Source organism: Pseudomonas rhodesiae (genome assembly GCF_013285305.1).
GTDB classification, from domain to species: Bacteria; Pseudomonadota; Gammaproteobacteria; order Pseudomonadales; family Pseudomonadaceae; genus Aquipseudomonas; species Aquipseudomonas rhodesiae.
In genome coordinates this window covers 1,361,118-1,382,595 of record NZ_CP054205.1, presented here as the reverse complement: position 1 = coordinate 1,382,595, position 21,478 = coordinate 1,361,118, and the positions used below count along the sequence as shown (strand labels likewise).

The 21,478-nt window shown below is 60.5% G+C and carries 21 protein-coding genes; 10 read left to right on the top strand and 11 right to left on the bottom strand.

Annotated features, from left to right (window positions below):
* Positions 1-98 precede the first annotated feature (98 nt).
* From HRH33_RS06190 to cmoB, 5 genes are all read left to right on the top strand, one after another.
* Positions 99-488: a protease inhibitor I42 family protein gene (locus HRH33_RS06190; protein WP_034096061.1), complete on the top strand. Its 390-nt coding sequence runs from the start codon at positions 99-101 to the stop codon at positions 486-488.
* A 1-nt stretch (position 489) separates the two neighbouring features.
* Positions 490-1,137, top strand: a complete 648-nt coding sequence (locus tag HRH33_RS06185) for a lysoplasmalogenase (RefSeq protein WP_167417233.1) — start codon at positions 490-492, stop codon at positions 1,135-1,137.
* A gap of 161 nt (positions 1,138-1,298) precedes the next feature.
* Complete coding sequence (locus HRH33_RS06180; RefSeq protein WP_167417234.1) at positions 1,299-1,703, top strand: hypothetical protein; 405 nt, start codon at positions 1,299-1,301, stop codon at positions 1,701-1,703.
* Between the two features lie 152 nt (positions 1,704-1,855).
* Entirely contained in the window at positions 1,856-2,599 is a 744-nt protein-coding gene (gene cmoA, locus HRH33_RS06175) for a carboxy-S-adenosyl-L-methionine synthase CmoA (protein WP_034137125.1), read from the top strand.
* Positions 2,596-3,552 (top strand): tRNA 5-methoxyuridine(34)/uridine 5-oxyacetic acid(34) synthase CmoB, encoded by a 957-nt coding sequence (gene cmoB / locus HRH33_RS06170; protein WP_034111893.1) that lies wholly within the window; start codon positions 2,596-2,598, stop codon positions 3,550-3,552. Before cmoA ends, cmoB begins: the two co-directional genes overlap by 4 nt.
* A gap of 140 nt (positions 3,553-3,692) precedes the next feature.
* Here the strand turns inward: cmoB and tadA are convergent, their stop codons facing one another.
* The 10 genes from tadA to lptF form a co-directional block, all read right to left on the bottom strand.
* Positions 3,693-4,190, bottom strand: a complete 498-nt coding sequence (gene tadA / locus HRH33_RS06165; RefSeq protein WP_034111892.1) for a tRNA adenosine(34) deaminase TadA — start codon at positions 4,188-4,190, stop codon at positions 3,693-3,695.
* The gene (locus HRH33_RS06160; RefSeq protein ID WP_167417235.1) at positions 4,190-5,572 is read right to left on the bottom strand and encodes a multicopper oxidase family protein; all 1,383 of its coding nucleotides are present in this window, start codon (positions 5,570-5,572) and stop codon (positions 4,190-4,192) included. Before HRH33_RS06160 ends, tadA begins: the two co-directional genes overlap by 1 nt.
* Before the next feature lie 128 nt (positions 5,573-5,700).
* On the bottom strand, positions 5,701-6,444 hold the full coding sequence (pdxJ, locus tag HRH33_RS06155) for a pyridoxine 5'-phosphate synthase (protein ID WP_034096056.1): 744 nt from the start codon (positions 6,442-6,444) through the stop codon (positions 5,701-5,703).
* Positions 6,445-6,496: 52 nt separating this feature from the next.
* Positions 6,497-7,186 carry a DNA repair protein RecO gene (recO, locus tag HRH33_RS06150; protein ID WP_167417236.1) on the bottom strand — a complete coding sequence of 230 codons (690 nt, stop codon included), beginning with the start codon at positions 7,184-7,186 and terminating at the stop codon, positions 6,497-6,499.
* 142 nt (positions 7,187-7,328) lie between these two features.
* Positions 7,329-8,231, bottom strand: coding sequence for a GTPase Era (era, locus tag HRH33_RS06145; RefSeq protein ID WP_016978271.1), 903 nt, complete (start codon positions 8,229-8,231; stop codon positions 7,329-7,331).
* On the bottom strand, positions 8,224-8,913 hold the full coding sequence (gene rnc, locus HRH33_RS06140) for a ribonuclease III (RefSeq protein WP_033902449.1): 690 nt from the start codon (positions 8,911-8,913) through the stop codon (positions 8,224-8,226). Before rnc ends, era begins: the two co-directional genes overlap by 8 nt.
* A 146-nt stretch (positions 8,914-9,059) precedes the next feature.
* The gene (gene lepB, locus HRH33_RS06135) at positions 9,060-9,914 is read right to left on the bottom strand and encodes a signal peptidase I (RefSeq protein ID WP_034137120.1); all 855 of its coding nucleotides are present in this window, start codon (positions 9,912-9,914) and stop codon (positions 9,060-9,062) included.
* Positions 9,915-9,919: 5 nt separating this feature from the next.
* The gene (gene lepA / locus HRH33_RS06130) at positions 9,920-11,719 is read right to left on the bottom strand and encodes a translation elongation factor 4 (protein WP_034137119.1); all 1,800 of its coding nucleotides are present in this window, start codon (positions 11,717-11,719) and stop codon (positions 9,920-9,922) included.
* 151 nt (positions 11,720-11,870) lie between these two features.
* Complete coding sequence (gene lptG, locus HRH33_RS06125) at positions 11,871-12,950, bottom strand: LPS export ABC transporter permease LptG (RefSeq protein WP_034137118.1); 1,080 nt, start codon at positions 12,948-12,950, stop codon at positions 11,871-11,873.
* On the bottom strand, positions 12,943-14,061 hold the full coding sequence (gene lptF, locus HRH33_RS06120) for an LPS export ABC transporter permease LptF (RefSeq protein WP_034111890.1): 1,119 nt from the start codon (positions 14,059-14,061) through the stop codon (positions 12,943-12,945). Before lptF ends, lptG begins: the two co-directional genes overlap by 8 nt.
* A gap of 285 nt (positions 14,062-14,346) precedes the next feature.
* Here lptF and HRH33_RS06115 point away from each other — a divergent pair, with 285 nt between their 5' ends.
* From HRH33_RS06115 to rlmF, 5 genes are all read left to right on the top strand, one after another.
* Positions 14,347-15,837 (top strand): leucyl aminopeptidase, encoded by a 1,491-nt coding sequence (locus HRH33_RS06115; protein WP_167417237.1) that lies wholly within the window; start codon positions 14,347-14,349, stop codon positions 15,835-15,837.
* 60 nt (positions 15,838-15,897) lie between these two features.
* Positions 15,898-16,326: a DNA polymerase III subunit chi gene (locus HRH33_RS06110; protein WP_034137116.1), complete on the top strand. Its 429-nt coding sequence runs from the start codon at positions 15,898-15,900 to the stop codon at positions 16,324-16,326.
* Between the two features lie 7 nt (positions 16,327-16,333).
* Positions 16,334-16,723, top strand: coding sequence for a DNA polymerase III subunit chi (locus tag HRH33_RS06105; protein ID WP_167417238.1), 390 nt, complete (start codon positions 16,334-16,336; stop codon positions 16,721-16,723).
* 123 nt (positions 16,724-16,846) lie between these two features.
* Entirely contained in the window at positions 16,847-19,693 is a 2,847-nt protein-coding gene (locus HRH33_RS06100) for a valine--tRNA ligase (protein WP_034096047.1), read from the top strand.
* 162 nt (positions 19,694-19,855) lie between these two features.
* The gene (gene rlmF, locus HRH33_RS06095; protein WP_167417239.1) at positions 19,856-20,872 is read left to right on the top strand and encodes a 23S rRNA (adenine(1618)-N(6))-methyltransferase RlmF; all 1,017 of its coding nucleotides are present in this window, start codon (positions 19,856-19,858) and stop codon (positions 20,870-20,872) included.
* Positions 20,873-20,940: 68 nt separating this feature from the next.
* Here the strand turns inward: rlmF and HRH33_RS06090 are convergent, their stop codons facing one another.
* Positions 20,941-21,222, bottom strand: a complete 282-nt coding sequence (locus tag HRH33_RS06090) for an HU family DNA-binding protein (RefSeq protein WP_003188840.1) — start codon at positions 21,220-21,222, stop codon at positions 20,941-20,943.
* Positions 21,223-21,478 lie beyond the last annotated feature (256 nt).

Here is a 21,478-nt window from a genome sequence, read left to right as displayed (position 1 = left end):
CCCCGATGCCGTAAGTGGCCGCAACCTGTATCCACCCTGTAACACCTTGTCTTATCTTCGGTTATGCTCGGTCTTCGTCGCCAAACAACGGAGCCCTCATGACCGCTGCCCGCCTGCTTCTCCCCTTGAGCCTTGCCCTGCTGGCCGCCTGTGCCAGCGCTCCCAAGCAAAACGTCACCGTGGAAAACCAGAGCGCCTGCCCGCTCCAACTGAAAACCGGGCAAAACCTGATCCTTACCCTGCCCAGCAACCCCACTACTGGTTACCGCTGGGCGATCCAGGATTCGGCCGGCGGCGTGCTGCGTGCGCTGAGCCCCGAGGTCTACAGCAGTAGCGAATCCGGGGTGATCGGCGGCGGCGGCCAGTCGACCTGGCGGTTCCAGGCTTTCGCGCCGGGTCAGGGTCGCTTGCGCCTGACCTCCCAGCAGCCCTGGGAGCCGGAAGCCGAACCCGTTGAAGCCTTCGACTGCGCCATTACGGTGAACTGATATGCCGTGGCTGATTCTTGCGCTGATGGGCGCCGGCACTTTTATCTACGGCCTGACCACCCACGCCACGCTGCTGTGCCTGCTGGTCAAACCCTTGCCGGTGCTGGCACTGCTGGGCTGGCTGCACGATGCGCCGCCCACCGACTATCGCCGCTGGATCAGCCTGGGGCTGATTTTCTCGCTGGTGGGGGATGTTCTGCTGGCCTGGCCGGGGGACCTGTTTATCTTTGGCCTGGGCGCGTTTCTGTTGGCGCACTTGGCGTACCTCAAGGCTTATTTCAGCGATTGCCGCCGCTTGGCACCGCTGCCGTTGATCCTCGCGCTGGGCGTGGGAGCGGTGCTGTTGAGCCTCCTGATTTCCCATGGCCTGGGGGATTTGTTGATACCTGTGGTGGTTTATGCCCTGGTGATCAGCGCCATGCTCTGGCGCGCGCTGGCCCGCTTGGGCGGTGATGTGCCCAAGCGTTCGGCGCTGCTGGCCGCGGCGGGGGCCGCATCCTTTGTGTTTTCCGACACGCTGATCGGCATCAATCGGTTCGTGGTGACGTTCGAAGCCGCGCCGTATTTGCTGATTACTACCTATTGGCTTGGCCAGTGGGGAATTACAGCCGCGGCATTTTCAGTAAGCGCTTCTAAGCGCACTCTTTAAACTCAATCAATAAAACACTCATTAGACAATTCAGCGCGAAACCTTATATCAAATCCGTCTATCAAACTGTCATAGTTGACAGTATTCCAATTTTCAAACCAAGAATAGATTACTCATACGTCCAACATGTAATGTTTATTCAGAAAATTGGAGACTAAATCATGAGAAACCAAAAGAACGCAAATGGAGAATTTTCGGGCACTATTTCCAAGAACGATGCGCCCACAGACTTCGTCGGCGAGAGCTTTTACTTATATTATGACGACAGGGAACTTGAGATCTATGCAGGGGATAAGGTTTCCGAAAATCGTTGGTCGTCAATAACCTTGACACTGACCCCAAACATTGTTGCAGGCAAACATGTTTTAGATAACTTTTCCAGTTTCAGAAGCGCCATGGTAGTTCCAGCAGAACTTGATAGCCTTCAAAACTACGAAGGCACCCTTGATATCACACCTGATCATACTAATCGACATTACAAAGGCAAACTTTCCCTCACTGCCAAAAGCAATGGTTCAGACACTTACAAAATAGACGCAACGTTTGATCTCCAAGAATCAACTTAGCTACCGTCATTACCCACCGCTTACGAAGACTGCACCCGCTAACGAGCCCGTGCAGTCTTATCTGAATCGATAGTGGCTTTCAGACAAACCGCGCACTCCTCCTTCAACTTGGCTAAAATGCCGGCCTTTCCCCCAACGTCGCCGGAACAACCGTGAGCCAAGAACCCGATCGCCTGTTCGCCCAGCCCCTGCCCCAGGTGCCGGACTTCGCCTTTAACGAGGATGTAGTGCGGGTGTTTCCCGACATGATCAAACGCTCGGTGCCTGGGTATCCGACCATTGTCGAGAACCTCGGCGTGCTGGCCGCGCAGTTCGCCCAACCCCACAGCGTGCTCTACGACCTGGGCTCATCCCTCGGCGCGGTGACCCAGGCTCTGCGGCGCCATGTGCGCACCGAGGGCTGCTCGGTGATCGCGGTGGATAACTCGGCGGCGATGGTCGAACGCTGTCGCGAATACCTCAATGGCCAGGACTCGATGTTTCAGGAGTTGCTGCCGGTGCAGGTGGTCGAGGGCGATATCCTCGCGTTGCAGTTCCAGCCGGCGTCGGTGGTGGCGCTGAACTTCACCTTGCAGTTCATCGCCCCCGAGGAGCGCCTGGCATTGCTCGGCCGTATTCGTCAGGCGCTGTTGCCGGGCGGCGCGCTGATCCTCTCGGAAAAGCTGCGCTTCGATGATCTCGAAGAACACGCACTGCTCACCGACCTGCATGTGGCGTTCAAACGCGCCAACGGCTATAGCGAACTGGAAATCGCCCAGAAACGCAGCGCCATCGAAAACGTCATGAAGCCCGACAGCCTCGAAGAACACCGCGAACGCCTGCTGGCGGCCGGGTTCTCGAAAGTCGTGCCGTGGTTCCAGTGTCTTAACTTTGCCTCGTTGATTGCCTTGCCATGATTGATCTGTCCCCCCTCGCCCGCCATCTGGTCGGCACGCCCCTGGCCGTCTGGGCCCAGGGCCTGCAGGCGCAACTCGACAGCAAAATGGAGAAAGGCCACGGCGACCTCGCGCGCTGGCAGAGCGCGCTGGACGCACTGCCGACCCTAGCGCCCGACCACGTCGACCTGCTGAACGGCCTGACCCTGGACGCCGACTGCGACGACGCCACCCGCGCGCAGATGCACACCGCACTCATGGGCCTGAGCCCCTGGCGCAAAGGCCCGTTCCATTTGTTCGGCGTGCACGTGGACACCGAATGGCGCTCGGACTGGAAGTGGTCGCGGGTGGCGCCGCACCTGAACCTCAAGGGCAAGCGCATCCTCGACGTCGGCTGCGGCAATGGCTACTACATGTGGCGCATGCTCGGCGCCGGTGCCGACAGCGTGATCGGCGTGGACCCCAACTGGTTGTTCTTCTGCCAGTTCCAGGCGGTGCAACGCTACCTGTCCGAGCCCAAAGCCTGGCACCTACCGTTCCCGTTCGAAGACCTGCCGCCCAACCTGGAAGGCTTCGACACGGTGTTTTCCATGGGCGTTTTCTACCACCGTCGCTCGCCCATCGAGCACTTGCTGGCGCTCAAGGACACACTGGTCAAAGGCGGCGAGCTGGTGCTGGAAACCTTGGTGGTGGAAGGCGATCAGCAACAAGTGCTGGTGCCGGAAGATCGCTACGCGCAGATGCGCAACGTGTGGTTCCTGCCCTCGGTGCCGGCGTTGATGCTATGGCTGCGGCGTGCCGGGTTCAGTGATGTGCGGTGTGTGGATGTGAGTGTGACCACGGTGCAGGAACAACGTGGGACGGAATGGATGAAGTATCAATCCCTCAGCGATTTCCTCGATCCGGATGATCACAGCAAGACCATTGAAGGGCTGCCGGCGCCTATGCGTGCCGTCATCATCGCCAAAAAGTAAGCCCCGATCCCGCTGAAAAAATGAAGCTCAAAATGTGGAAGGGGGCTTGCCCCCGATCTCGGAGTGTCCGTCAGCATAGCCTTAGCTGACCCGCCGTCATCGGGGGCAAGCCCCCTCCCACATTTGATCTGCAGTGTTCTTTAGAGGGGGGACTTGGTCCGGCGGGCTTTGAAGAATTCGCTCAGCACCGTGCCGCACTCTTCAGCCAGTACACCGCCTTCAAACAACACCCGATGATTCAAAAAGCCCTGGGTAAAAAACTGGCCCTGGCTCTGCACGATCCCCGCCTTAGGCTCCAATGCGCCGTACACCACTCGTGCGATGCGTGAATGCACGATCAGCCCGGCGCACATGCTGCACGGCTCCAGGGTCACATACAGCGTGCTGCCTGGCAGGCGGTAGTTGCTGACGGCCTGGGCGGCGGCGCGGATGGCAACCATTTCGGCGTGGGCGCTAGGGTCGTTACCGCTGATGGGGCAATTAAAGCCTCGTCCGATGATTTCGCCGTCCTGCACCAGCACCGCGCCGACCGGCACCTCACCCAGCGCTGCGCCTTGGGCGGCGAGGGCCAGGGCTTCACGCATGAAGTCCTGGTCCCGGCTGCGGTCGATGATCGCGGTGGGGCGAAACTGACGCATCACGCCACCTCGATGGCGGCCATCAGGCCGGTTTCCATATGGTCGATCACATGGCAGTGGAACATCCACACCCCAGGGTTATCCGCCACCAACGCCACCCGGGCGCGCTCGTTCTTGCCCAGCAGGTAGGTGTCGGTGAAATACGGGATCACCTTTTGGCGGTTCGAGGCGATCACCTTGAAACTCATGCCGTGCAGGTGGATCGGGTGCTGGTACTGAGTCATGTTCTTCAATTCGAAAATGTAGCTCTTGCCCTTTTGCAGCGTGGCGATCGGCCGGTCGGCGCAGGTCTTGTCAGTGATGTCCCAGGCCTGGCCGTTGATCTGCCACAGGCTAGGCGGCTTGCCGTTGTCCACATTGACCGAGACCGAACCGACCCACTCGAAATTGAAGTTGAGTTTCTCGGCATTGGCCAGGTCCGGCTCGCTGATCGGGTTGGCCGGCAGCGCCGGTGGCCAGTCGGTGGGCGCGTCGGTATTGGCCACTGAGCGGAAGGTGCCCAGGCGCACCGGGCCGTTGCGGATCGACAGTTCTTCACCCGCCGCCGGCGCCTTGACCGCCAGGCAGATACGCATGCCCGGGCCCAGCCAGTACTCCTTGCCCAGCGGGCGCGGTTCGATAGGGTTGCCATCCAACGCGTAGATGCGCGCTTCGACGTCGGGAATATTGATGCGATAAGTCAGGGTGTTATCCAGGTTGAGCAGACGCACACGGGTGATCTGCCCGGCCGGCAAGTCGATCACCGCCTGGGACACACCGTTGATCGTCGACAAGCGCCCGGCCGTACCGCCACGCGCCGCTTCGCGGGGGATGCTGAAGGCGACAAACGCGCCCTCTTCGTCCACGTGCCAGCTCTTGAGGCTCAGGGTGCATTCGTGTTTGAAACCGGTAGGCTCGCGCTCTTCGATGATCAGCGGGCCCACCAGGCCACGGCCGAGTTCTTCGCTGCTGTTGACGTGAGGGTGGTACCAGTAGCTGCCGGCGTCGGGCACGCGGAACTTGTAGTCGAAGTATTCGCCAGGCAGCACCGGCAACTGCGAGACATAGGGCACGCCGTCCATTTCCAGCGGCAGGCGGATGCCATGCCAGTGGATGGTGGTGGCGACCGGCAAGTGGTTGATAAAGCGCACCCGCAGCCACTCACCCTGGCGCACGCGCAACTCGGTGCCCGGCGCCGACGGGCCGAACGCCCAGGCCTCGGTCTTATGTCCCGGCACCAGCTCAACATCCAGCGGCGCCGCGATCAGTTCGTAATCGTGCCCCGCCTCGGCCTCGGCGACTTTCCCCAGCCAGTAGCGGTAGCCGCCACCGGCACCGACACCTACTACAACCAGGCCTGCAAGACCACCCAGGATTTGTCGACGGGAAAAGGATCGGGACACAACAACCTCGCGTATCGGCCAGCAGGACCATAGCCTGCAAAGGGCGGATACGATACACCTACACGGGCTAAACAGTAAGGGTTCTCATGTGGGAGGTGACGCCCTCCCACATTGCAGCTTGGCTGTTTTTAGTGCTTGGCGGCGGCCAGGATCAGGGCCTTCATTTCGGCAACCGCGCCTTTGAAGCCGACGAACAGCGCGTGGGCCACCAGGGCATGGCCGATGTTCAGTTCGTTGATGCCCTTGATCGCGGCGACGGCCTCGACGTTGTGGTAGTGCAAACCGTGGCCGGCATTGACGATCAAGCCTTCATTGAGACCGCAGTTCACGCCTTCGATAATGCGTTGCAGCTCGTCTGCGACCTCCGTCGGCGTGGTGGCATCGGCGTAGCGGCCAGTATGCAGTTCGATGGCGGGCGCGCCGACGCGGCGCGAGGCCTCGATCTGGCGCGGGTCGGCGTCGATAAACAACGACACTTCGCTGCCGATCTTCGACAAACGCTGCACCGCGGCCTTGATCCGCGCTTCCTGGCCAGCCACATCCAGGCCGCCCTCGGTGGTGAGTTCCTGGCGGGTTTCCGGCACCAGGCAGATATGTGCCGGGCGGATGCGCTCGGCGAACGCCATCATTTCTTCGGTGACGCCCATTTCGAAATTCATGCGGGTTTGCAGCACGTCCTTGAGCAGCAGCACGTCGCGTTCCTGGATGTGCCGACGGTCTTCGCGCAAGTGCACGGTGATGCCGTCGGCGCCCGCTTCTTCGGCGTCCAGCGCGGCCTTGACCGGATCGGGGTAGCGAGTGCCCCGGGCCTGGCGCAGGGTAGCGACGTGGTCGATGTTGACGCCAAGAAGAATGCGATTGCTGGTGGTCACGGAAGCGCTCCTGAAAAGGGGAAAGAAACGCTGCACAGCATACACGGGGATGTCAGGGCTTTCGAAACAACTCGCGACTGACCAGCGGCCGCCCGCCCAGGTGCACGGCCAGGGCCTGGCGCATCAGGCGCTTGGCGGCGGACAAGGCGCCGGGCGCGGTCCAGTCGGCTTCGCTCATGGCCAGCAGCTCGGTGCCCTGAAATAGACCGGGTTGCAGCAAGTAGACGCGCTCCAGCCCCGCGTCTACTTGCAGGCGATACATGCCATCGGCGGCGATGGGGTCGCCGTGCAGGTCGTTGTTCAGTTCAAAGCCGTAACCCAGATCGTCCAGCAGACGCCATTCGAAGGCGCGCAGCAACGGCTCCAACGGACGACCTTCGGCCAGGGCCAGCAAGGTGGCGGCGTAGTGATCGAAAATCGCCGGGTGCGGATCTTCGGCTGGCAGCAGGCGAATCAGCAGTTCATTGAGGTATAGGCCGCTGAACAGCGCATCGCCATTGAGCCAGGCGCAGGTGCCGACGCCTTCCAGGCGGCCGACGTTCTTCAGCTCGCCCTTGCCGCGAAACTCCACATCCAGCGCCACAAAGGGCCGCGCCAATGTCCCGGCCTTGCCCCGCGCACTGCGCAACACCGCGCGCAGGCGACCTTGCGGGGTGAGGAAATCCACCAGGGCGCTGGTCTCGCGATAGGCACGGCTGTGCAGGACATAGGCGAGTTGGCTGGGAGGTGGGGACTGGGACATGGGTTCTCTATCGTGAAAACAACATAAACCTAATGTGGGAAGGGGCTTGGCCCCGATGGCGGTGGCTCAGTCACGTATTTATTAACTGGTCCACCGCTATCGGGGCCAAGCCCCCTCCCACATTTTTTGCCCTGCGGTGTACTTACAGGTCGCCGTAGCCGAGGGAGCGCAACGCACGCTCGTCATCGGACCAACCGCCTTTCACCTTCACCCACAGGTTTAGCATGATCTTGGAATCGAACAGCAATTCCATATCCTTGCGCGCCTCGGTGCCGATGCGCTTGATGCGCTCGCCCTTGTCGCCAATGATGATTTTCTTCTGGCCGTCGCGCTCTACCAGGATCAGCGCATGGATATGCAAGGTCTTGCCCTGCTGCTTGAACTCTTCGATTTCGACGGTGATCTGGTACGGCAGCTCGGCGCCCATCTGGCGCATGATTTTCTCACGCACCAGTTCGGCGGCGAGGAAACGGCTGCTGCGGTCGGTGATCTGGTCTTCCGGGAAGAAGTGTTCGTTCTCCGGCAGGTGCTCGGCGATCACGCGCTCCAGGGCATCGAGGTTGTGGCCGTGCTGGGCGGAAATCGGGATGATCTGGGCGTTCGGCAGTTGTTCCTGCAGCCAGCTCAGGTGCGGCATCAGCTCGGCTTTGTCTTCGATGCGGTCGGTCTTGTTCAGCGCGACGATCAACGGGCCGGTGACGTACTGCACGCGCTCCAGAACCATCTGGTCTTCATCGGTCCACTTGGTGCGGTCGACCACGAAGATCACCACGTCGACGTCTTTCAACGCGGCCGAAGCGGTCTTGTTCATATAGCGGTTAAGGGCTTTTTCGCCGCCTTTGTGCATGCCCGGGGTGTCGACGTAGACCGCTTGCACATTGCCTTCGGTCTTGATGCCCAGCATGTTGTGGCGGGTGGTCTGCGGCTTGCGCGAGGTAATCGCCAGCTTCTGCCCCAGGATGTGGTTGAGCAGCGTGGACTTGCCCACGTTGGGGCGGCCGACGATGGCAACATAGCCACAGCGTGTTGCGGTTGAATCAGTCATGGCCATTCTCCACGCCCAGGGCAATCAGTGCTGCAGCGGCCGCTACCTGTTCGGCAATACGACGGCTCACACCCTGACCTCGGCTTTTTTCGTTCAGTAAGGTGATTTCACATTCCACGAAGAACACGCGGCAATGGGGCTCACCCTGGATATCCACCACTTCGTAGCGGGGCAGTTCGCAGCCGCGCGATTGCAGGAATTCCTGCAGGCGGGTCTTGGGATCTTTGTTGGTATCGACCAGGGTCAGGCTTTCGATCTCGGAGGTCAGCCATGCGGTGACCCGCTCCTTGGCCGCTTCCATGCCCGCATCCAGGTAGATAGCGCCGATCAGCGCTTCGAGGGCATCGGCCAGGATCGATTCACGGCGAAACCCGCCGCTTTTCAATTCGCCGGAACCCAGGCGCAAGTACTCGCCCAGGCCGAAACCGCGAGCCAGTACGGCCAGGGTTTCGCCCTTGACCAGGCGTGCGCGCAGGCGCGAGAGCTGGCCTTCACGGGCTTGGGGGAAGCGCTCGAAAAGGGCTTCACCGGCAACGAAATTGAGGATGGCATCACCGAGAAATTCCAGGCGCTCGTTATTGCGCCCTGCGAAGCTGCGGTGTGTGAGGGCAAGGACCATCAATTCCTGGTCCTTGAAGGTGTAGCCGAGCTGGCGCTCGAGACGACTGAGAGAAACGGTCACGGTTTATCCATAGTGAGTTGGTGGCACCGGCGGCCATCGACGATTGACGCAGTGTTCAAATTCAAATCCTGATGGGTGTTGCATGGGGCGCGAATTGTCCACGCCCCAGAAAAGCATTCGGCGCTGTGTTCACAGCGCCGCTTGTATTACTTGATCAGCCCGACCCGCGAGAAGTTCGGCAGGTGGCTGAGCTTGGGTTCCGGCCAACTCATCCAGACCGCGAAGGCCTTGCCGACGATATTCTGGTCGGGAACCATGCCCAGCAGCTCTTTGGGAATACTGGGGTCATCCCAGTAGCGGCTGTCATTGGAGTTGTCACGGTTGTCGCCCATCATGAAATAGTGCCCGGCAGGCACTTTCCACTGGCCGTCAGGCTGGGCGCGATAGCGGCTCATCTCCTTACGGATCTCGTGCTCCACGGCACCGAGCTTCTCCTGATACAGCTCGGCGCTGCCCAGGCTGTTCGGTTCGGAACCGAGCAGTTTTTCGGCCACCGACTCACCGTTGATGAACAGGCGCTTGTCGCTGGTGTAACGGATCACATCGCCCGGCAGGCCAACCACACGCTTGATGTAGTTGACGTTCGGATCGCTTGGGTAGCGGAATACCATCACGTCGCCGCGCTGCGGGTCGCCGACTTCGATGACCTTCTTATCGATCACCGGCAAGCGGATCCCATAGGAAAACTTGTTCACCAGGATGAAGTCACCCACGTCCAAGGTAGGTTTCATCGACCCCGACGGGATCTGAAACGGCTCCACCAGGAACGAACGCAGCACCAGCACGATGAACAACACCGGGAAGAACGACTTGCCGTACTCAACCAGCAAAGGCTCTTTGTTCAGCTTCTCGATCACCACGCCATCGGGCTGGCTGACGCTGCCTTGATAGGACGCGATAGCCGCCCGCCGACGCGGGGCGAAGAACACCAGATCGAGCAACGCCAAGAGACCGCAGACGGCAACGGCGATGACCAGCAACAGCGGGAAATTTAGCGACATAGGACCTAACTATCCAACCTGAGCACCGCAAGGAAGGCTTCTTGTGGAACTTCCACGTTGCCCACTTGCTTCATGCGTTTTTTACCGGCCTTTTGCTTCTCAAGCAGCTTGCGCTTACGGCTTACGTCACCGCCGTAGCATTTGGCCAGCACGTTCTTTCTGAGTGCCTTGACGGAGGTTCGCGCAATGATCTGCCCGCCGATGGCGGCCTGGATCGCGACGTCGAACATCTGACGCGGAATCAGTTCTTTCATCTTCTCGGTCAACTGGCGACCTTTGTAATGCGCATTGTCCTTGTGCACGATCAGTGCCAAGGCATCGACCTTGTCGCCGTTGATCAGCACATCCAGTTTCACCAGATTAGCCGATTGGTAACGATCGAAATGGTAGTCCAGCGAAGCATAGCCGCGACTGGTGGACTTGAGACGGTCGAAGAAGTCCAAGACCACTTCGTTCATCGGCATGTCGTAAGTCACTTGAACCTGAGTGCCGAGGAACAGCATGTCGCGCTGAACGCCACGCTTTTCGATACACAGGGTAATAACGTTGCCCAAATGCTCCTGCGGAACCAGGATATTGGCCCGCACGATAGGCTCGCGCATGTCTTCGATCGACGACAGATCCGGAAGCTTGGAGGGGTTGTCGACGTAAATCGTTTCACCGGTTTTGAGCAGCAGCTCGAAAATAACGGTAGGCGCGGTGGTGATCAGGTCCAGGTCGTATTCGCGCTCCAGGCGCTCCTGGATGATTTCCATGTGCAGCATGCCCAGGAACCCGCAGCGGAAGCCGAAGCCCAGGGCGTCGGAGCTTTCCGGGGTGTACTGCAACGACGAGTCGTTGAGGGTCAGCTTTTGCAGGGCTTCGCGAAAATCTTCGAAATCGTCGGAGCTGACCGGGAACAGACCGGCGTAGACCTGCGGCTGGATACGCTTGAAGCCTGGCAGCACGTCCACATCCGGAGTGGAGCTGAGCGTCAGGGTGTCACCCACCGGCGCGCCGTGGATGTCCTTGATACCGGCGATGATGAAGCCTACTTCACCGGCTTTAAGATCAACGGTCGCGGTGTGCTTGGGGTTGAAGACACCGACGCTGTCCACCAAGTGGATCTTGCCGGTGGACTTGACCAGGATCTTGTCGCCCTTCTTCACGCGACCGTGGCGCACGCGGACCAGGGACACAACGCCCAGGTAGTTGTCGAACCAGGAGTCGATGATCAACGCTTGCAGCGGATCTTCGATGTTGCCGGTGGGGGCTGGAATGGTGTGGACCAGGCGCTCGAGCACTTCGTCGACACCCAGGCCGGTCTTGGCGCTGCAGGTGACCGCGTCGGTGGCGTCGATGCCGATGATCTTCTCGATCTCTTCCTTGACGCGCTCGGGCTCGGCCTGCGGCAGGTCGATCTTGTTCAGCACGGGCATAACTTCCAGGCCCTGTTCGATCGCGGTATAGCAGTTGGCGACCGATTGCGCTTCCACGCCCTGGCCGGCGTCGACCACCAGCAAGGCACCCTCACAGGCCGCCAGGGACCGGCTGACTTCGTAGGTGAAGTCAACGTGGCCGGGGGTGTCAATGAAGTTCAGTTGGTAAGTGATGCCGTCTTTGGCCTTGTAGTACAGCGTGACGCTGTGGGCCTTGATGGTGATCCCGCGTTCGCGCTCGAGGTCCATGGAGTCCAGGACCTGGGCTTCCATCTCACGCTCGGCGAGGCCGCCGCACATCTGGATGAATCGATCGGCCAGCGTCGACTTGCCATGGTCAATGTGGGCGATGATGGAGAAATTGCGGATATGACTCAAATCACTCACGGATCAACACTCAAAAAGGCTGCAGGCAGATTGCCCGCTGAAAAATAGCCGGGAATTGTACCTGATGCTCAGGCCAGGCGTCATCTTTGCTGACCAGAACAAAAATGCCCCGATCTCTCGACCGGGGCATTTTTTGTTCATAAGCGCGCGATCAACCGGCGCGGCGCAGCAGCCAGAACCCGGCCAAAGCGCAGATGGCGGTCGGCACCAGCACCGCAAATAGCGGCGAGAAGCCAAACACCAGGCTCGACGGGCCGAGCAGATCCTGGGCAATCCGGAAGGTGAACCCCACCAGTACGCCGGTGAACACCCGCTGGCCCAGGGTCACGGAGCGCAGCGGCCCGAAGATGAATGAGATCGCCATCAACACCAGCGCGGCAGTCACCACCGGCTGCAACACTTTGACCCAGAATGCCAGCCAATAACGGCCATTATTCAGGCCCTGGTCCTTGAGATAGTGGATATAGCTCCACAGACCGGAGATCGGCAGGCTTTCCGGGATCATCACCACGGTGTTGAGCAGTTCCGGCTTGAGGGCGATGTCCCACGCTTCGCTCGGTACGTTGATCACTTCGGTGCTGGCCTTGGTGCCCTGGCCGGGATTGCGGAAATAAGTGGTGGTGACATCGCTCAGTTGCCATTTTTCCGCGTCGTACTGCGCACGTTTGGCGAAACTGGACGACAATATATGACGTTCTTTATCGAAGGTGTAGCGCGTCACCCCGATCAACAAGCCGCCAGGCTGCACGGCGTTGATGTGGATGAACTCGTCACCCTGACGGTGCCACAGGCCATGCTTGGCGCTCTGCGCGTCACCCGAACCCTGGGCCAGGGCGCGATTGGCCTGGGCCGTGGACTCAGCCGGCGGCGCGATGTACTCGCCGATCAGCACGCTGCAGAGCATCAGCAGCAACATGGGTTTCATGACCGCCCATACGATCCGGCCGATGGAGACCCCGGCGGCACGCATGATGGTCAGCTCACTGTTGCTGGCCAGGCTGCCCAGGCCGATCAGGCAACCGATCAGCGCGGCCATCGGCATCATGTCGTACAGGCGGCGCGGAGCGGTCAGCGCCACGTAGCTCAGCACGTCGGTGACGGTGTAGGTGTCGCTGACGTTGCCCACTTCATCGATGAAGGCAAACAACGAGGCCAGGCCCAGAATGATGCCCAGTACCGCCAGGATGGCGATGAGTACGCTGCTACCAATGTAGCGATCGAGCTTAGCCACGAGCCAACTCCTTCTGGCCACGACGGCTCTTCATCTTCAAGCGTATAGGTTCCCAATAAAGCAGCCCCAGGCCGATCACCAGGAAAATCCCGTGTACCCACCACAGGCCCAGGACCGGCGACAGCTTGCCTTTTTCCAGGGAACCGCGGGCGGAAATCAGGATGGTGAGGTAAGCCATGTACAGCAGAATCGCCGGCAACAACTTGAGGAAACGGCCTTGGCGCGGGTTGACGCGCGACAGCGGCACCGCCATCAAGGTCACGATAAACACCAGCAGCGGCAAGGAAATACGCCATTGCAGCTCAGCGATGGAACGCAGTTCCTGGCTGCCGATCAATTGCGCGGTGGGGATGGCATCGCGGTCGGTGACTTCATCACTGACTTCCGGACGGGCCAGCATCACGCCGTACGTGTCGTACTTGATGGCCCGGTAATCGGCCTGGCCCGGGCTGCCGTCATAGCGGTAGCCGTTTTCCAGGATCAGGTAGCGGCTGCCATCGGGGCGTACTTCCTGACGGCCCGAATCGGCCACCAGCACCGAAATGCCACGGTCCTTCTTGTCCTGGCCCAGGCGCTTCTCGGAGATGAATACGCCGCCCAGGTTGGCGCGGTCTTCGGTCATGGTCTCGGTGTAGGTCACCCGAGTGCCGTCGCTGAGGGCCTGGAAGCGGCCGGGTTCGAGGGTATCGAACTCGGTCATCGCGTCCTGCTTGTTCAGCACCAACTGAAATTGCATGGCGCCCTGGGGAGCCAGGCTCAGGCTCAGCCAGGCGACGATCAGGGCGATGCCGGCGGCTGGGATCATGGTCATGCCCAGCAGGCGCTGCTGGCTCATGCCGGTAGCCGACAGCACGGTCATTTCGCTTTCAAGGTACAGACGACCGTAGGCCAGCAGAATGCCAAGGAACAGGCCCAACGGCAGGATCAGTTGCAGGAACCCTGGCAGACGAAAGCCCATGATCAGGAACAGCGAACCTGGGTCGAGCGCGCCGGAAGCGGCCTGAGCCAGGTATTTGACGAAACGACCACTCATGATGATGACCAGCAGCACCGCACTCACGGCACTCAGGGTCAACAGGACTTCGCGGGACAGATAACGGAAGACAATCAAACCAGACACTCCAGGGTTGTCAGGCTAAGGCGGCCAAACAAGCAAGCATACCGAGTCAGCCCCTTTTACACAGGGCCGGCTAAAAAGATGGCGCATTATCCTGTGATTGACCGCGCCTGTCACTGCGCAACCTCATGCACACGCACAAAGCGTGCGCCAAGGGTTGTCAGGCTCTGCCGGCGAGGTTCAAACTGCGGCCTTTGTCGCGGGTGGTTGACACGACTGCCACGCTTTAAAGCCTGGGTACAAACGCCAGGCTCATAGACCTTTATAAGGGACCCGAACATGGAATTGGTTGTAAAAAGCGTTAGCCCCGAAACGTTGAAGACCGCCACCCTCGTGGTCGCCATCGGCGAAGGCCGCAAGCTCGGCGTCGCCGCCAAGCAGCTCGATGAACTGAGCGGCGGCGCCATCAGCGCGGTGCTCAAGCGCGGCGACCTGGCCGGCAAAGTGGGTCAGAGCCTGCTGCTGCAAAGCCTGCCCAACCTCAAGGCCGACCGCGTATTGCTGGTGGGCGTGGGTAAGGACGACGAGTTGGGCGACCGCCCGTTCCGCAAGATCATCAGCGGCATCCTCAACACCCTCAAGGGCCTGGGCGGCAGCGATGCAACGCTGGCGCTGGATGAAGTCGTCGTCAAGGGCCGTGACAGCTACGGCAAGACCCGTCTGCTGGCAGAAACCCTGGTGGACGGCGGCTACGTGTTCGACCAGTTCAAGAGCCAGAAAGCCGAACCCCGCGCCCTGAAAAAAATCACCCTGCTGACCATCAAGGCCGCCCAGGCTGAAGTGACCCGCGCCGTGACCCACGCCCAAGCCATTGCCAACGGCATGTCGTTCACCCGCGACCTGGGCAACCTGCCGCCGAACATCTGCCACCCGACCTACCTGGGCGAGCAAGCCAAGGCATTGGGCAAGGAATTCAAAGGCCTGAAGGTTGAAGTACTGGACGAGAAGAAGATCAAGGACCTGGGCATGGGCTCGTTCTATGCCGTGGGCCAGGGCAGCGACCAGCCGCCTCGCCTGATCGTGATGCAATACAACGGCGGCAAGAAGTCCGAGAAGCCTTACGCCCTGGTGGGTAAAGGCATAACCTTCGACACCGGCGGCATCAGCCTCAAGCCTGGCGCCGGCATGGACGAGATGAAGTACGACATGGGCGGTGCCGCCAGCGTGTTCGGCACTCTGCGTGCCGTGCTGGAACTCAAGCTGCCGATCAACCTGGTGTGCATCCTGGCCTGTGCCGAGAACATGCCGAGCGGCGGTGCTTCGCGCCCAGGCGATATCGTGACGACCATGAGCGGCCAGACCGTGGAAATCCTCAACACCGACGCCGAAGGCCGTCTGGTGCTGTGCGACGCCCTGACCTACGCCGAGCGCTTCAAGCCACAGGCCGTGATCGACATCGCCACCCTGACCGGCGCCTGCATCGTTGCCCTGGGTTCCCACACTTCGGGCCTGCTGGGCAACAACGACGAGCTGATCGAGCAACTGCTCAGCGCCGGCAAGGCTGCCGACGACCGCGCCTGGCAACTGCCGCTGTTCGACGAGTACCAGGAACAGCTGGACAGCCCGTTCGCCGACATCGCCAACATCGGCGGGCCGAAGGCCGGCACCATCACTGCGGCGTGCTTCCTGTCGCGCTTCGCCAAGAACTTCAACTGGGCTCACTTGGACATCGCCGGCACCGCCTGGACCAGTGGCGGCAAAGACAAGGGCGCCACTGGCCGCCCGGTTCCGTTGCTGACGCAATACCTGCTGGATCGCGCCAAAGCCTAAACAGTGCCCGTCCCGCCCTTGCGTCTATAAAGGGTGGGACGGGACGTTGCAGGAACCCACATGCCCCAAGTCGACTTCTATATATTGCCTAGCGCCGATCCCCTCGCGCGGCTGGACTTCGCCTGCAAACTCACGGAAAAAGCCTGGCGCATGGGCCATCGCATTTACCTGCATTGCAGCGATGCCGCCCAACGCGAGGAGCTCGATGCCCGTCTGTGGCGTTTCAAGGGTGAAAGCTTTGTACCCCATGGCCCCGCAGAAACCGAACCCGAAGGGCTGGTGGTACTGGGGTTGGGCGACAGCTGCGGCGCGCATCACGACCTGCTGGTCAACCTGGACCTGAAAGTACCGCCCTTTGCCCAGGCATTCGCCCGCGTGGCGGAGGTGGTGGTGGAAGATCCGGCTATTCGTCAGGCTGCGCGGGAGAGTTTCCGTTTCTACCGCGAACAGGGCTATCCTTTGCAAGATCACCGGCTACAACGACTTTGAGCACACGATGGACACTTTCAACCCGTTAAAAAAAGATGACCACCTGCTGGACGACCTTGAGTCGATCCGTCAGTTGCTGGGTGATGAAGGTTTGCAACCGCCACTGCTGACCGAGGCGGTCACAGGCGAGGTACAGATTCCGCTGTTGTTCGACATGGTCGGCGGCAAACCTGCCGTGCCTGAACCCGTCGCGCCAGCCCCCGTTGCGCAACCCGCTACCGCCACTGAAAAAACCCCCGACGCCTTGCTGCTGCACCTGGACAACGAACTGCGTGCCGCCGCACAACTGATCATGCAAGACGTGATCGACGACTTTGCCCCGCATATCGAAACCGAGATCAAACGTCGGTTGGATGCGCGGATGGAGCGGCTGATCGCCGCTGCTACAAACAACTAACCACAAGCCGCAAGTTAAAGCACTGCACTCCACTTGCAGCTTGTGGCTTATAGCTTGCAACTGCTTCACACCGCTATACTTGCCGGCTTTCCTGAATTAATGCCAACTAGGGTCCCGCCGCGCATGGATAAGACCTACCAGCCCCACGCTATCGAAACTTCCTGGTACCAGACCTGGGAGTCCGAGAATTATTTCGCCCCACAAGGTGCGGGCGAGTCCTACACCATCATGATTCCGCCACCGAACGTCACTGGCAGCCTGCACATGGGCCATGGCTTCAACAATGCGATCATGGATGCGTTGATCCGTTTCCGCCGCATGCAGGGCCGCAACACCCTGTGGCAACCGGGTACCGACCACGCCGGTATCGCCACCCAGATGCTGGTGGAACGCCAACTCGAAGCCACCGGCCAGAGTCGCCATGACCTGGGCCGTGAGAAATTCCTGGAAAAAATCTGGGAATGGAAGGATCAGTCCGGCGGCAATATCAGCCGTCAGATCCGTCGCCTGGGCTCGTCCGTCGACTGGAGCCGCGAGCGCTTCACCATGGACGACGGCCTGTCCGAAGCGGTCAAAGAGGCTTTCGTGCGCCTGCACGAAGACGGCCTGATCTACCGCGGCAAACGCCTGGTCAACTGGGACACCAAGCTGCACACGGCGATTTCCGACCTCGAAGTGGAAAACCACGACGAGAAAGGCTTCCTGTGGAATCTCAAGTACCCACTGGCCGACGGCGCCAAGACCGCCGAAGGCAACGACTACCTGATCGTCGCCACCACCCGCCCGGAAACCATGCTCGGCGATGCCGCCGTCGCGGTTAACCCGAACGACGCGCGCTACCAGGCGCTGATCGGCAAGTTCGTCGAACTGCCATTGGTCGGCCGCCGCATCCCGATCATCGCGGACGATTACTGCGACCCTGAATTCGGCACCGGCTGCGTGAAAATCACCCCGGCCCACGACTTCAACGACTACGAAGTGGGCAAGCGCCACAACCTGCCGTTGCTCAACATCTTCGACAAGAACGCCACTGTCTTGCCGGCCTGCCAGGTGTTCAACCTGGACGGCACCCTCAATGACAGCGTCGACGGCAAGATCCCGGCTGAATTCGCTGGCCTCGACCGCTTCGAAGCACGCAAGCAGATCGTGGCCGCCTTCGACGCCGCCGGCCTGCTGGTCAGCGTCGACGATCACGCATTGAAAGTGCCGAAGGGCGACCGCTCCGGCACCGTGATCGAGCCTTGGCTGACCGATCAGTGGTACGTGTCCACCAAACCGCTGGCCGAGCCCGCTATCGCCGCCGTGGAAGACGGCCGTATCCAGTTCGTACCTAAGCAGTACGAAAACATGTACTTCTCGTGGATGCGTGACATCCAGGACTGGTGCATCAGCCGCCAACTGTGGTGGGGCCACCGCATTCCGGCCTGGTACGACGAGTCGGGCAAGGTCTACGTAGGCCGCGACGAAGCCGAAGTGCGCGCCAAGCACAACCTCGGTGCCGACGTTGCGCTGCAACAGGACAACGACGTACTGGACACCTGGTTCAGTTCGGGCCTGTGGACCTTCTCCACCCTGGGTTGGCCGCAGCAGACCGAGTTCCTGAAGAAATTCCACTCAACCGACGTGCTGGTCACCGGTTTTGACATCATTTTCTTCTGGGTCGCCCGGATGATCATGCTGACCATGCACTTGGTGAAGAACGAAGACGGCACGCCGCAAGTGCCGTTCAAGACCGTGTACGTACACGGCCTGGTGCGCGATGGCCAGGGCCAGAAGATGTCCAAGTCCAAAGGCAACGTCCTGGACCCGCTGGACATCATTGATGGCATCGACCTGGAAACCCTGGTGCAGAAACGCACCTCGGGCCTGATGCAGCCGAAACTGGCGAAGAAGATCGAGAAGCAGACCCGCGATGAATTCGCCGATGGCATTGCCAGCTACGGCACCGACGCCCTGCGCTTTACCTTCTGCTCGCTGGCGTCCACCGGTCGCGACATCAAGTTCGACATGGGCCGCGTCGAAGGCTATCGCAACTTCTGCAACAAGATCTGGAACGCCGCGCGCTACGTCCTGGACAAGGGCGAAGACTGCGGCCAGAACGGCGAAGCCTACGAGCTGAGCCTGGCGGACCGCTGGATCATCTCGCAGTTGCAGCGCACCGAAGCCGAGGTGACTCGCCAGCTCGATCAGTTCCGTTTCGACCTGGCGGCCCAGGCGTTGTACGAGTTCATCTGGAACCAGTATTGCGACTGGTACCTGGAGCTGTCCAAGCCGGTCCTGTGGGACGAAAACGCGCCGGTCGAACGTCAGCGCGGCACCCGCCGTACCCTGGTGCGCGTGCTGGAAGTGGCGCTGCGCCTGGCCCACCCGTTCATGCCGTTCATCACCGAAGAAATCTGGCAGCGCCTGGCGCCACTGGCAGGTATCGAAGGCAAGACCATCATGTTGCAACCTTGGCCGGTAGCCAATGAAGCCCGCATCGATGAAGCGGCCGAAAGCGATATCGAATGGCTCAAGACCCTGATGCTCGGCACGCGCAACATCCGCGCCGAGATGAACATCGGTCCGGGCAAACCACTGGCGGTGTTCGTTAAGAACGCCAGCGTTGAGGATCAGCGTCGCCTGAGCGAAAACGATGCACTGCTCAAGAAGCTGGCCAAGCTGGAGTCGATCACCGTATTGGCTGCCGATGCCGAAGCACCGCTGTCCGCCACCGCACTGGTCGGCGACATGGAAGTGCTGGTGCCAATGGCTGGGTTGATCGACAAGGGCGCGGAACTGGCCCGTCTCGACAAAGAAATCGCACGCCTGCAAGGCGAAGTGCAGCGAGTGGGCGGCAAGCTGTCCAACGCGGCATTCGTTGACAAGGCCCCGGCCGAAGTGATCGAGAAAGAACGCGCCAAGCTGGCCGAGGCTGAACAGGCCCTGGGCAAACTGGCGGAGCAGCATGCGCGGATTTCCAGCCTCTAAGGCTTGGTTCGCGTCGAGAAAGAGACCTTCGGGTCTCTTTTTTTGCCTGCATTTTCCCAATCCCTTGCTGGCAGCACTGCCACCGCCCCTCCCACATTTGACCAAGCTTTCCTCGGGAATGTGTGACAATGGCCGCCACTTTGAGCCAACACCAGAATCATCATGACCGCCCCCACTACGCCCAAACCTCCGCGCAAGAAGCCTAAATCCGCCGCCCCAGCCAAGCCCGTGGTGCCGCGCAAAGAGGCGACTCTGCACCCGCGCAACCGCCACACGGGCCGTTACGACTTCCCGGCGTTGATCAAGACCACGCCCGAACTGGCGCAATTCGTGATCACCAACCCCTATGGCAAAGAAAGCATCGACTTTGCCAGCCCGGATGCGGTGCGGGTGTTCAATCGCGCGTTGCTCAAGGCTTTCTACGGTATCCAGCATTGGGATATCCCAGCGGATTACCTCTGCCCGCCGGTACCGGGGCGTGCCGATTACGTGCATTTCCTCGCCGATCTGCTGGCCAGTGTCAACGACGGCAAGATCCCACGCGGCTCGATCGTCAAGGTGCTGGATATTGGCATGGGCGCCAACTGCGTCTACCCGCTGATTGGCTATATGGAGTACCGCTGGAACTTCCTCGGCTCGGAGGTCGACCCGATTGCCGTGGCCGCCGCCAAGGCCATCGTGCAGTCCAACGACCTGAGCAAGGTCATCCAGCTGCGCCAGCAGACCAACCCCAAGCAGATCCTGCTGGGCCTGCTGGAGCCGGGCGAGCGCTTTGACCTGACCATGTGCAATCCGCCGTTCCACGCGTCCATGGACGAAGCCACCAAGGGCAGCGAACGCAAGTGGCGCGCCCTGGGCAAGGCCGATCCCAAGCGTAAGTTGCCGGTACTGAACTTCGGCGGCCAGTCGGCCGAGCTGTGGTGTGAGGGCGGCGAGGCGCGGTTCGTGACGCAACTGATCGCCGAGAGCGCGCACTTTGCCCACAAGGTGTTGTGGTTCAGCACCCTGGTGTCGAAAGCGTCGAACCTGCCCGCCATCGAGACCGCGCTGAAAAAAGCCGGCGCGCTGGAGAGCCAGGTGGTGGAGATGTCCCAAGGCCAGAAACAAAGCCGCTTCGTCGCTTGGACCTTCCAGACCAAGAACGAACAGCAGATCTGGCGCCAGCGCTGGGTGCGGTAAAGCACAAATCGCAGGCAACAAAAAACCGTGCCCGGATCGCTCCGAAGCACGGTTTTTTTTGCTGCGTCTTACTTGTTAACAGCGTCGGTCAGGCCTTTGGCCACAACCAGCTTGATAACTTTCTTGGCAGCGATTTCGATGGCAGCGCCAGTCGAAGGGTTACGGCCAGTACGGGCAGGACGCTCGGTCACTTTCAGTTTGCCAACGCCTGGCAGAGTGATTTCGCCGCCGTTTTCCAGCTGATCGGCAACAACCTGGCTCAGTTGGTCCAGCAGAGCGCGCACGGTGGTTTTCGGTGCGTCTACTGCTTCAGCCAGGTCAGCGATCAGTTGGTCTTTAGTAATAGCCATTGTGGTGTTCCTTCCCTATCAAATTCATATGGATTGCAGAGTGCAGTGTCAGCCGTCGAGCCCGACCGTCTAGGTCTGGCACCCCAGGCTATAACCGCGGAGATCGGGGTTATAGATGCTTGAAACGGGGATTGGTTCGACCTGACAAATGCTGAATGCACGCTTATCGCCGAGACTTGGCGTAAGACCGGGCAAAACTAGCACAGAGACGGGGAAATATCCGCTTCTACCTACCCATTTGGTCAGCTTTATCGCT